The organism is Streptomyces sp. XY006 (assembly GCF_002237655.1).
Taxonomy (GTDB): domain Bacteria; phylum Actinomycetota; class Actinomycetes; order Streptomycetales; family Streptomycetaceae; genus Streptomyces; species Streptomyces levis.
The window spans coordinates 60,071-71,141 of sequence record NZ_NOKT01000040.1; the positions used below are offsets into that span (position 1 = coordinate 60,071).

An 11,071-nucleotide genomic window follows, 5' to 3' on the forward strand; every position below is an offset into this window, starting at 1 on the left:
CCCGGCCCTCTCTGACATTTGTCATGCCGAGTGATGACAGCGCGCACTGCTCCGCGGGCCCCGCGGGCGGAACGCTTGAGGCATGGAAACCAACGGACACGAACACGTGATTGAGGTCACTGACCTGCGGCGTGTGTACGGGGGCGGGTTCGAGGCCGTTCGCGGAATCAGCTTTTCCGTGCGGCGCGGGGAGATCTTCGCGCTGCTCGGCACCAACGGCGCGGGCAAGACGTCGACCGTCGAACTGCTGGAGGGACTGGCCCCGCCGGCGGACGGCCGGGTGCGGATCCTCGGACACGACCCGTACACCGAGCGGGCCGCCGTACGCCCCCGCACCGGCGTGATGCTGCAGGAGGGCGGGTTCCCGTCCGAGCTGACCGTCGCGGAGACCGCGCGGATGTGGGCCGGGTGCGTGAGCGGGGCCCGGCCGCCCGCGGAGGTGCTGGCCCTGGTCGGGCTGGAGTCCAAGGCCGGCATCCGGGTCAAGCAGCTCTCCGGCGGACAGCGCCGTCGGCTGGACCTGGCGCTCGCCCTGCTCGGCGACCCCGAGGTGCTGTTCCTGGACGAGCCGAGCACCGGTCTGGACGCCGAAGGCCGCCACCACACCTGGGAGTTGGTGAGCGCGCTGCGCGACGGCGGCACCACCGTGCTGCTGACCACGCACTACCTGGAGGAGGCCGAGCAGCTCGCCGACCGGCTGGCGATCATGCACGAGGGCCGTATCGCCGCCACCGGCACCCCGGCCGAGGTCACCGCGGCGGAGCCCTCGCGGATCTCCTTCGAGCTGCCCGACGGCTACTTCGTCGGCGACCTTCCGCCGCTCGGCGAACTGGGCGTGGCCGGGCACGAGACCGACGGCCGGATCGTCCGGCTGCGCACCCATGAACTGCAGCGGACCGCCACCGGGCTGCTGCTGTGGGCCGACCGGGCCCGGGTCGAGCTGCGCCGCCTGGACGTGCGGTCGGCCTCCCTGGAGGAGGCGTTCCTCCAGATCGCCAAGGACGTCTCCGCCGAGCGGGCCACCACGACGAAGGAGTTCGCGGCATGAGCGCCCTGCCCACCACCCCCCGTCCCGCGGCGACCACCGCGCTGAGCCGGATGACGGCGCTGGCCCGCGCCGAACTGACCCTCCTGGGACGCACCAGGGGCGCGCTCGTCGCCGCGCTGTTCGTACCGCTGGTGCTGCCGGTCAGCGCCTCGCAGGCGGCCAAGGAGATGGACCTCGCCAAGGCGGGGCTCGACACCGGGACCTTCGTGCTGCCCGCGGCGATCGGCTTCTCCCTGCTGTTCGCCGTCTACTCGGTGCTCGTCGGCACCTTCGTCGTCCGGCGCGAGGAACTCGTCCTCAAGCGGCTGCGCACCGGTGAGCTGCGGGACGCCGAGATCCTGTCCGGCGCCGCCCTGCCGGCCGTCCTCACCGGGCTCGCGCAGTCCCTGCTGCTGGCCGCCGGGTGCAGCGTGCTGCTGGACGTGGCCGCGCCGTCCGCGCCCCACTACGCCGTCCTGGGGCTGCTGTTGGGGCTCGTGATGTGCGCCGCCCTGGCCGCGGCCACCGCGAGCGTCACCCGCACGGGGGAGAGCGCGCAGGTCACGCCGATGCCGCTGCTGATGGTCTCCATGGTCGGCTCCGGGATGTTCGTCCCGCTGGAGCTGCTGCCGGACAAGGTGGCGAGCGTCTGCGAGCTGCTGCCGCTGACGCCCGTCATCACCCTGGTGCGCGGTGGCTGGACCGGTGATCTGCCCGTCTCGGACGCGCTCGGCGCCCTCGTGGTCGCGGTGGCCTGGATCGCCGTCGCCGTGTTTGCTGTACGGCGGAGGTTCCACTGGGAACCGCGGCGCTGAGCGGACGGGGAGTGACGGGCTGATGCGCGGGCCGGGCAGGTGGTGGCGGGGGAAGACCACGCCGGAGAAGGTCGAGACGTACACCCGGTTGTCGTTCCACCTCTTCGCGGTGATGGAGTTCTTCTCCGTCGGGCTGACGTCCGTCGTGCCGATGGGGCCGCGCTGGGGCACCGCCGCCATGCTGGTGGTGGCCGTGCACGCCGGGCTCTGCTTCGTGACCGTGTCGGCGGCGGTGGACTGGACGCGGGGCCGCAGGCCGCAGCCCGTCGGGCTGCTGTGGGCGCTGGGCGCCGTCACGGCCGTGATCGCCGTGGCGGCGATCACGCTGGCCGAGCACGGACCCGACCGCGAGGGGCTGGACACCGCCGCGGGCGGGGTCTTCGGGGTCATCCTGATCTTCGGCCCCGGCATCATGGCGCTCGGCGTCCGCGACCGGCGGCGGGCCTTCGGGATCGCGGGCGCGTTCGCGGCGGGCACCTGGGTGGTGACCCTGGTCGTCGGCGCCTCCGCCCTCACGGCCCTGTCCACCGCGCTGATCGTGCTGGCCGGCGGGCTGTTCCTCGCCTTCACGGCGGTGTTCTCGGTCTGGCTGCTCAACGCCGTCTACGAGCTCGACGAGGCCCGCGAGACCCGGACCCGGCTCGCCGTCGCCGAGGAGCGGCTGCGGTTCGGGCGGGATCTGCACGACGTCATGGGGCGCAACCTCGCCGTGATCGCCCTGAAGAGCGAGCTGGCCGTGCAGCTGGCGCAGCGGGGGCGGCCGGAGGCCGTGGCGCAGATGGTCGAGGTGCAGCGGCTCGCGCAGGAGTCCCAGCGGGAGGTGCGCGAGGTGGTGCGCGGCTACCGGGAGGCCGACCTCGCGTCGGAACTGGCCGGTGCGCAAGGGGTGCTGGCCGCCGCCGGGATCGACTGCACGGTGAGCGGGCGGACCCCGGCGGGGCTGCCGGCCGAGGTGCAGTCCGCCTTGGGGTGGGTCGTACGGGAGGCCGCGACGAACGTGCTGCGGCACGGGGACGCGCGGTGGTGTGCTGTGGAACTGCGGGTGCGGGAGGGGCGGGTGGTGTTGTCCGTGGAGAACGACGGGGTCACGGGGACGGAGGACGGCGTGCCGATGGCGTCGGGCTCGACCGGTACGGGCCTGGCCGGGCTGCGGGAGCGGCTGGCGAAGCTCGACGGGACGCTGGAGGCCGGGCCCGTCGGCAAGGGGCTGTTCCGGCTCAGGGCGGAGATCGCCCTGCCGCCGGTGGCCCCGGCCGGGTCCGCCGCCGCGCGTGAGGTCGCCGACGAGGTCACCGGATGACGGCCGTGAAGCCCGTGCGGCTGCTGCTCGCCGACGACGAGCACCTGATCCGGGGCGCGCTCGCCGCGCTGCTGGCGCTGGAGGAGGACATCATGGTCGTCGCCGAGGCGGCCACCGGGCCGGAGGCCCTGGCGATGGCCCGGGCCCACAAGCCCGACGTCGCCGTGCTGGATCTGCAGATGCCCGGCGCCGACGGTGTGAAGGTCGCCACATCCCTGCGGTCGGAACTGCCCGGATGCAAGGTCCTCATCGTCACCAGCCATGGGCGGCCCGGGCACCTGAAGCGGGCGCTGGAGGCCGGGGTGCGCGGGTTCGTGCCGAAGACCGTGAGCGCACAGCGGCTGGCCGAGCTCATCCGCACCGTGCACGCCGGGAACCGGTACGTCGACCCGGAGTTGGCCGCCGACGCCATCGCCGCCGGGGACTCGCCGCTGACCGCGCGGGAGGCCGAGGTGCTGGAACTCGCCGCGGACGGGGCACCGGTCGCGGAGATCGCCGAGCGGGCGGCGCTGTCCCAGGGGACCGTGCGGAACTACCTGTCGTCGGCCGTGTCGAAGCTCGGGGCGGAGAACCGGCATGCCGCGGTGCGGCTCGCGCGGGAGCGAGGTTGGGTATAGTGGTTCCCGCGCCACGGCGCATGCGAACGTAGCTCAGTTGGTAGAGCGCAACCTTGCCAAGGTTGAGGTCGCGAGTTCGAACCTCGTCGTTCGCTCCAGCGAGAAGCCCCCCGGTTCCGGCCGGGGGGCTTCTTCATGTCCTACGACCAGGCGGTGCCGGTCAGCCGCTCGTAGGCCTCCACGTACTTGGCGCGGGTGGCGTCGACGACCTGCTGCGGCAGGGCGGGCGGCGGCTGCTCGCTCGCGCGGTCCCAGCCGGACTCCGCCGAGGTGAGCCAGTCGCGCACGAACTGCTTGTCGTACGACGGCTGCGCCCGGCCCGGCTGCCACTGGTCGGCCGGCCAGAAGCGCGAGGAGTCGGCGGTGAGGACCTCGTCCGCGAGGACCAGGGTGTCGCCGTCGAAGCCGAACTCGAACTTGGTGTCCGCGAGGATGATGCCCCGCTCCCGGGCGATGTCCCGGCCCCGCGAGTAGACGGCGAGGGTGGCCTGGCGCAGCCGGGCCGCGGTGTCGGCGCCGACCTGGCGGGCGACCTCCTCGTAGGAGACGTTCTCGTCGTGCTCGCCGACCTCGGCCTTGGTGGCCGGGGTGAAGATCGGGGCGGGCAGCTCGCTGCCGTCGACCAGGCCCTCGGGCAGGGCGAGGCCGCAGACCGTGCGGGTCTCGTTGTACTCGGCCAGGCCCGAGCCGGTGAGGTAGCCGCGGGCGACGCACTCCACGGGGACCATCTTCAGGCTCTTGCAGACGAGCGTGCGGCCCTCCCAGTCGGCGGGGGCGCCGGCGGGCAGGTCCGTGCTCAGGACGTGGTTCGGGACCAGGTCGGCGAGCTGGTCGAACCACCACAGGGAGAGCTGCGTGAGGATCCGGCCCTTGTCCGGGATCTCGGTCGGCAGCACCCAGTCGTAGGCGGAGATGCGGTCGCTGGCGACCATCACGAGGTCGCCCGCCTCGTTCTGGTAGAGCTCGCGCACCTTGCCGGTGTGCAGATGCACCAGGCCCGGAATCTGGAGCGGCTCGGGCTTTTCGACGAATCCGGACACGGTTCCTCCCCGTGGTTCTGTACGAGTGGCTCGATTCTCCCGTATGCGAGCTTGATCACCGACAGCGGGTCAGTCGCGTTTGCAGATGCGGTCGAGGAGGTTGGCGGTGGCGCGCTGCACGCGCGCGTCGACGTGGCCGGGGCGGTCCAGGGCCGGGGACCAGGCGAACGTTCCTGCTGCGAAGACCCAGGCGCCGGAGGGGGCCCGGTAGAGGGAGGTCTCCTGGTGGCGGAGGACGCCCTCCTTGTCGGTGTACGGGGAGTGGGCGAGCAGGACCCGCTCCTCGTGGTCGGGCAGCGGGGTGCGCGGGAAGTAGCGGTCGGCCTCGCCCGCCACCAGGTTCTCGATCTCGTCGCCCTCGTGCGCCCCGGTCGCCTCCCAGAGCCAGTGCCCGGCGTTGCGCACGACCAGCGGGTGCGGCTCGGGCACGTGCCCCGCGTACTGGATGCCGAGGAGCTGCTGTTCGGCCCGGTCGATCTCCCGCCACAGCACCGGCTTCCCGGGGCCCTTGCGCTTGCGGCAGGTCAGCAGCCGGTGCGGGACACCGGACGGGGAGGGGCCGAGCTCCACCTGCCAGTACACGGAGTTGGCGGAGAGGAAGACCAGCGAGGTGCCGGCGTCGCGGGCGACCTCCACGGTCCGGCGCATGTCGGCCGACCAGTACTCGTCGTGGCCCGGGAAGACCAGGCCGCGGTAGCGGGTGGGGTCGACGCGGCCCGCGTGCAGATCGCTGGCGTCCGCGTAGGCGATGTCGTAGCCGTAGCGCTCGGCCCAGCGGATGAAGTCGTAAGCGTGCCCGACGTGCAGGGGGAGGCCGGCGCCCGCGTACGGGCGGTCGAAGGAGACCGTCGTGGCGGCGTCCGCCTCGCCCAGCAGCCGGCCCTCCTCGTCCCAGGCGTGGTAGAGGCTCGCGCCCGTGCGCCCGTCCTCCGGGTAGAGGTTGTAGGCCTGCCAGGTGATGTCGGGCAGGACGAGGAGCAGGTCGGCGGGCTGGTCGTGGCGGACGGTGAACGGCACGTGGGAGCGGTAGCCGTCGGCCGTGGTGAGGACGGCCACGTACGCGCCGATGTTCCAGTACGAGGGGATCTGCAGGCGCCAGGACAGCCACCAGTGGTGGCAGGAGACCGTGCGGTCGGCCGTGAGGGGCGGGGGCTGGACGATGCCGGACAGGCGGGGGCTGGTGGTGATCTTGGCGGCGCCGTCGCCCCCGTAGTGGCCGATGCGGTAGATGTCGACGGCGAACTGCTGGGGCGGGTCGACCGTGATGTGGAAGTCGACGGCCTCGCCCGGGGCGACCGCTCCGGTGGAGGCGAAGCCCTTGATCTGGCGGTGGACGTCGTCGGCCGCGCGGGGGCCGCCGGAGCGGCCGCCCTTCCGCTGGAGGTGGGGCGCGTCCTGGTCCACGTACCAGGGGACGATCCGGCCGGTGTCGTCGAAGTACGTCACATTGCCGCGCAGCCACGGGACGGGACCCTGCCCGAAGGGATCCGTCACGGCGTGCGCCAGTGCTCCCAACTCCCAGCGGCGGATCTGCTCCGAACGCATAGTCGCTTCCCCTCCCCTTCGCCCCCGTGGTGGTGCCTGCTGATGTGGTGTGCGGTGTCGTGTGTGGTCTTGTGTTTTTGTCGTATGTCGCACGCCTTTGCCACGCGCGTGAACGGTCCAAGCACATCACATAACGCGCGCACTTCGTCACTGTTCGTTTTGAATTGGCCAGAAGCGGAAGGTGAGGCTCCGGCGGGCGGGCGCCGGGGGAGGGCCCGGTTCAGGCGAGGCGGACCGGCTTCTCCGGCCGTATCCCCAGGTCGGCCAGCCAGACCCGCAGCGGGGCGGCGTCTCCGTCCTCGATCAGGGCGAGGACCTTCGGGGCGAGATCCGGCGTGCGGGCGCCGTCGACGAGCAGGGTCGGGCCGTCCAGCCAGTCGAGGCCCGGGGTCGCGCCGGCGGTGTCCATCGCGGCGCAGCAGACCATCGCCGTGAGGTGGTCGGCGAGCAGTTCCCGGGCCGTGCGCGGGGGCTGGAGCGGGAAGAGGGGGAGCGTGCGGTCGTCCCAGAGGGCGGCGGGGTCGGCGGCCGGGGTGTCGGCGGCGGGGGACGGACGGGGGGCCGCGGTCTCCTCGCGGGACAGCTCCGCGCTGAGGCGGGCGGCGAGGGCGGCGCTGCGGGGGGTGGTGCCGGAGAGGTCTTCGTCGTCGGCGGTGTCGGAGGTGCCGGCGGTGCCGGGGGCGCCGGGGGCGCCGGGGGTGCCGGGGGTGCCGGCTGCGGTCGGTGTGGCGGGGGACGGCCGGGGGGCCGCTCCCGTCGTGGCGCCGGCCGTGCGGGCGGTGGCGGTTCCCGGGGCGGTGCCGGTTCCCGCGGTGGCGTCTTCGCCCGGGGCCGTCGGGCCGTCGGCGGCGAAGCCCGTCAGGTGGTCCAGGACGCGGGCGAGGGTCGGGGCGCCCGTGGGTGTCGCGGGCCCCGGTGCGGGACGGACGCCCAGGGCGTCCAGGACGCGGTGGAGGCGGGCCGCGTCGAGGCGCCACTTGCGGTCCACGACCTCCTCCGGATACTCGCTCCAGTCCACCGGCGCCCAGTCGGGCCCGGGCCCGGCCGGCCCGCCGTGGAAGAGACGGGCGGCGAGCAGGGAGGCGGCCTCGTCGACCGCGCCCGGCTCCTCCAGCAGATCGCAGGCGGGCCGCTCACCGAGCCGGGACGCGAAGCCCTCGGCCAGCCGGTCGCGGCGGGACAGCTCCGTGAGCGCCGCCACGACTCCCGCGTCCAGCCGGGACGGCCAGCGGCCCATCCGCCAGGCGGGCAGGGCGACCCGGGTCAGCAGCCGGTCCCAGCCGGCGTACGCGAGGCCCACCTGCTCCTGGGCGACGATCCGCAGACCGTAGTCCACAGCCTGTGCACGCTCCGCGGCCGCGGCCGCCACGCCCCGCTCCATCTCGGCGGCGTGCACCCGGCAGCTGCGCAGCAGGACCCGGGCCACCCAGCCGACTCCGGCGAGCACGAGCCGCGACACCGGGTCGCGGCGGGGCGCCGAGGTCACCGCGACCGCGGCGTCCAGGCCCCGGACGAAACGCCGGGCGGCGGCTATGTCCGGGTGGGCCGAGGGCCCGGTGCCGGCCACCACCGGGGCGAGGACGGCCCTCAGCTCGCCGACCCGCATCCACCACAGGAACGGGGAACCGATGACCAGCACCGGTGCGACCGGGTGACGGCGGTGGGCGTGCCGGCCCGCCCCCGCTATGTCCTCGTGCTCCTCCACCGGAGGCGGGCCGTGGGCCCGGTGCGTGCGGTCCTCCAGCCAGCTGTCGCAGTCGGGTGTGAGCGCTATCGCCGAGGGCGCGGGGACGTCGAGGCGGTCGGCGAGGTCGCGCACCATCCGGTACAGATCCGGGGCCGCCTCCTCCGCGATGGCGACCGTGGGGGTCATGGCGGGCCGGGCCCGGGCCACGACCAGGGCGATGCCGGCGGCGGCGAGCAGCACCAGCAGCGCGAGCGGCGTCAGGATCCAGCGGGTGGCGTCCCAGCCTGGACCGGCCAGATGGCCGGTGGGGATGCCCGCGAGCAGGATCACGGCGGCGGCCGCCGGCAGCAGGGCGACGGCCAGCGCCCGGCTGCGGATGCGCAGCACGACGAGCGCCCGGGACCGCGCGGCCTGCGCGCCTGCCTCCACACCCATTCCGGTCACGACCGACCTCACCCCCTCCCCGTTGACCTGACGCTTTCCTTGCTCACTCCCCCACTGTGGCACCCGCCACCGACATCGCAATGCCGGTGGGCCAAGTGCCGGAACGCTTGCGCCGCACCCTAGTTGGGGCCTCGCCCCCCGTCAGCCGGAAAGGACATCGGTCACTCGATGGAATGGCTCTGGGGAAAGGTGGATGACGGACCGCGAGGATCAGGCCCCCGCCCGGCGCATGGTTCAGGCCCCGGATCCTGAGACGGATCCGGGGCCTGGGAGGTTCATCGGCGCGGGGGTGGTTTCTCCCGCTCGCGGTTGACGGCGGCGGACCGCCGCCGGCTACGCGCCCGCTGCCTTGGCGGCGATGTCGGTGCGGTGCTGGGAACCGTCGAGGCGGATGCGCCCGACGGCGGTGTAGGCCCGGTCGCGGGCCTCGGCGAGGTCCTTGCCGGTGGCCGTGACGGACAGGACGCGGCCGCCCGCGCTGACGATCGCGTCGCCCTCGCGCCGGGTCCCGGCGTGCAGCACGTAGGCGTGCGGGGCGTCCTGGGCGGCGACCTCGTCGAGACCGGTGATGGGGTCGCCGGTGCGCGGGGTGCCGGGGTAGTTGTGCGAGGCGACGACCACGGTCACGGCCGCGTCGTCGCTCCAGCGCAGCGGCTCCAGGTGGGCGAGGTTGCCGGTGGCCGCGGCCATCAGCAGACCCGCCAGCGGGGTCTTGAGCCGGGCCAGCACGACCTGGGTCTCGGGGTCGCCGAAGCGCGCGTTGAACTCGATCACGCGAACGCCCCGGGAGGTGATCGCGAGACCGGCGTAGAGCAGGCCGGAGAACGGGGTGCCGCGGCGGCTCATCTCGTCCACGGTCGGCTGCAGCACGGTCTGCAGCACCTCGTCGACCAGCTTGGGGTCGGCCCACGGCAGCGGGGAGTACGCGCCCATGCCGCCGGTGTTCGGGCCCTGGTCGCCGTCGAGCGCGCGCTTGAAGTCCTGGGCGGGCTGCAGCGGCACGACCGTCTCGCCGTCGGTGACGGCGAACAGGGAGACCTCGGGGCCGTCCAGGTACTCCTCGATGACCACGCGCTCGCAGGCGGCCGCGTGCGCCCGGGCCGTCTCCAGGTCGTCGGTGACGACGACACCCTTGCCGGCGGCGAGCCCGTCGTCCTTGACGACGTACGGGGCGCCGAAGGCGTCGAGAGCGGCGTCGACCTCTTCCGCGGTCGTGCAGACGTACGACCGGGCCGTGGGCACCTCGGCCGCCGCCATGACGTCCTTGGCGAAGGCCTTGGACCCCTCCAGCCGGGCGGCCCGGCCGGACGGGCCGAAGACCGGGATGCCGGCCTCGCGCACGGCGTCGGCGACACCGGCGACCAGCGGCGCCTCCGGGCCGACGACCACGAGGTCCGCGCCGAGCCGCCGGGCGAGCTCGGTGACGGCGGCGCCGTCCAGGGCGTCGACCTGGTGCAGCTCGGCGACCTCGGCGATGCCGGCGTTGCCGGGGGCGCAGTGCAGCGCCGTGACGTCGGGGTCGTGGGACAGGGCGTGGCACAGGGCGTGTTCGCGGGCGCCGGTACCGATGACGAGGACCTTCACGGGGGTCAGCCTAACGGGAGGAGCCGGGTTTCCCTTGTGCGGGCTTCCGAAGGGGGCGGGGCGGCGGGCTTGGACGTTCCTCCAAGCCGGCGCCGAACCGGGCGGGCCGCCACTCCCCTACGGCTCGTTCGAGAACTCCTCCACGACCGTCGCGCCCAGCTCCCGGACGATCAGCTCCTGTCCGGACAGGGCCGACTCGTCGAGGTCGGGGTCGTCGTCCTCCGGGATGTCCTCCTCCACGGAGACGTGGCGGGGCTGGGGGGCCGAGGGCTGCGGGACGGGGGCGGGCGGGGCCGCCGGGGCCGAGACGGCGGAAGCGGGGCCGCCCGGCTGTGAGGCGGGGGCCGCCGGGGCCGCCGACTGGGCCGGGGCGGAGCGCTGGGCGGTCGCCGTACCGCCGCCGGAGCCGTAGCCGGTGCCCGAGCCGTAACCCGTGCCGGAGCCACCGCCGGAGGCGTAGCCGCCACCGCCGGTGCCGTAGCCGCCGGCGCCGCCGGGCTGGCCGCCGCCGTAGCCGGACGGGCCGCCCGGGGCCGGGGGCGCGGAGCCGCCGGAGGGGTCGACGATCGCCTCGATCTTCCACTGGACGTTGAACTGCTCGCCCAGCGCCTGCCGCAGCACGTCCTCGCTGCCGCTGCTCAGGAAGTTGTCCCGGGCGCCGGCGTTGACGAACCCGAGCTGGAGGGTCGTGCCGTCGAAGCCCGTCACCTGGGCGTTCTGGCTGAGCAGGATCCAGGTGAAGCGGCGGCGGTTCTTGACCGCTTCCAGGATGTTCGGCCAGAGCATGCGGGGGTCGAGGCCGCCGGACGCGGGGGGTGCGGCAGCGGCCGGCGGTGCGGACGGTGCCGTCGCGGGGGCGCTCGGGGCGGGAGCGCTGGGCGCCGGGGCACTGGGCGCCGGGGTGCTCGGCGTCGCGGGGCCCGATGCCGGGGTGCCGGGGGCGGGTGCGCCCGGGGCGGAGGTGGGCCAGCCGCCCGGACGGCGGCCGCTGCCCGCGGACGCGGCGGTGGGC

8 protein-coding genes, 1 tRNA gene and 1 pseudogene are annotated in these 11,071 nt (G+C 74.4%); 5 read left to right on the forward strand and 5 right to left on the reverse strand.

What is annotated here, in order from left to right:
- The first annotated feature begins 82 nt into the window (after positions 1-82).
- The 5 genes from CHR28_RS33855 to CHR28_RS33875 all read left to right on the forward strand — a co-directional run bounded on the left by CHR28_RS33855 (position 83) and on the right by CHR28_RS33875 (position 3,857).
- Complete coding sequence (locus CHR28_RS33855; protein ID WP_094057551.1) at positions 83-1,048, forward strand: ABC transporter ATP-binding protein; 966 nt, start codon at positions 83-85, stop codon at positions 1,046-1,048.
- The gene (locus CHR28_RS33860; protein WP_094057552.1) at positions 1,045-1,842 is read left to right on the forward strand and encodes an ABC transporter permease; all 798 of its coding nucleotides are present in this window, start codon (positions 1,045-1,047) and stop codon (positions 1,840-1,842) included. Before CHR28_RS33855 ends, CHR28_RS33860 begins: the two co-directional genes overlap by 4 nt.
- A gap of 22 nt (positions 1,843-1,864) precedes the next feature.
- Positions 1,865-3,142: a sensor histidine kinase gene (locus CHR28_RS33865; RefSeq protein ID WP_094057553.1), complete on the forward strand. Its 1,278-nt coding sequence runs from the start codon at positions 1,865-1,867 to the stop codon at positions 3,140-3,142.
- Positions 3,139-3,759: a response regulator transcription factor gene (locus CHR28_RS33870; RefSeq protein WP_094057554.1), complete on the forward strand. Its 621-nt coding sequence runs from the start codon at positions 3,139-3,141 to the stop codon at positions 3,757-3,759. The genes CHR28_RS33865 and CHR28_RS33870 overlap by 4 nt, the downstream gene beginning before the upstream one ends.
- Before the next feature lie 22 nt (positions 3,760-3,781).
- A tRNA-Gly gene (locus CHR28_RS33875) sits at positions 3,782-3,857 on the forward strand.
- A gap of 42 nt (positions 3,858-3,899) precedes the next feature.
- Here the strand turns inward: CHR28_RS33875 and CHR28_RS33880 are convergent.
- From CHR28_RS33880 to CHR28_RS33900, 5 genes and pseudogenes are all read right to left on the reverse strand, one after another.
- Positions 3,900-4,799 (reverse strand): phosphoribosylaminoimidazolesuccinocarboxamide synthase, encoded by a 900-nt coding sequence (locus CHR28_RS33880; RefSeq protein ID WP_094057555.1) that lies wholly within the window; start codon positions 4,797-4,799, stop codon positions 3,900-3,902.
- Positions 4,800-4,868: 69 nt separating this feature from the next.
- Positions 4,869-6,344 (reverse strand): N,N-dimethylformamidase beta subunit family domain-containing protein, encoded by a 1,476-nt coding sequence (locus CHR28_RS33885; protein WP_094057556.1) that lies wholly within the window; start codon positions 6,342-6,344, stop codon positions 4,869-4,871.
- Between the two features lie 220 nt (positions 6,345-6,564).
- Positions 6,565-8,466, reverse strand: coding sequence for a hypothetical protein (locus CHR28_RS33890; RefSeq protein WP_179272652.1), 1,902 nt, complete (start codon positions 8,464-8,466; stop codon positions 6,565-6,567).
- Positions 8,467-8,808: 342 nt separating this feature from the next.
- The gene (gene purD / locus CHR28_RS33895; RefSeq protein ID WP_094057557.1) at positions 8,809-10,059 is read right to left on the reverse strand and encodes a phosphoribosylamine--glycine ligase; all 1,251 of its coding nucleotides are present in this window, start codon (positions 10,057-10,059) and stop codon (positions 8,809-8,811) included.
- Positions 10,060-10,176: 117 nt separating this feature from the next.
- A pseudogene (locus CHR28_RS33900) lies at positions 10,177-11,071 on the reverse strand (DNA polymerase III subunit gamma and tau); the annotation flags it as partial.

Coding starts and splice junctions, on each gene's coding strand:
- CHR28_RS33855 (WP_094057551.1), top strand. CDS start 83: ATGGAAACCAACGGACACGAACACGTGATTGAGGTCACTGACCTGCGG.
- CHR28_RS33860 (WP_094057552.1), top strand. CDS start 1,045: ATGAGCGCCCTGCCCACCACCCCCCGTCCCGCGGCGACCACCGCGCTG.
- CHR28_RS33865 (WP_094057553.1), top strand. CDS start 1,865: ATGCGCGGGCCGGGCAGGTGGTGGCGGGGGAAGACCACGCCGGAGAAG.
- CHR28_RS33870 (WP_094057554.1), top strand. CDS start 3,139: ATGACGGCCGTGAAGCCCGTGCGGCTGCTGCTCGCCGACGACGAGCAC.
- CHR28_RS33885 (WP_094057556.1), bottom strand. CDS start 6,344: ATGCGTTCGGAGCAGATCCGCCGCTGGGAGTTGGGAGCACTGGCGCAC.
- CHR28_RS33890 (WP_179272652.1), bottom strand. CDS start 8,466: ATGGGTGTGGAGGCAGGCGCGCAGGCCGCGCGGTCCCGGGCGCTCGTC.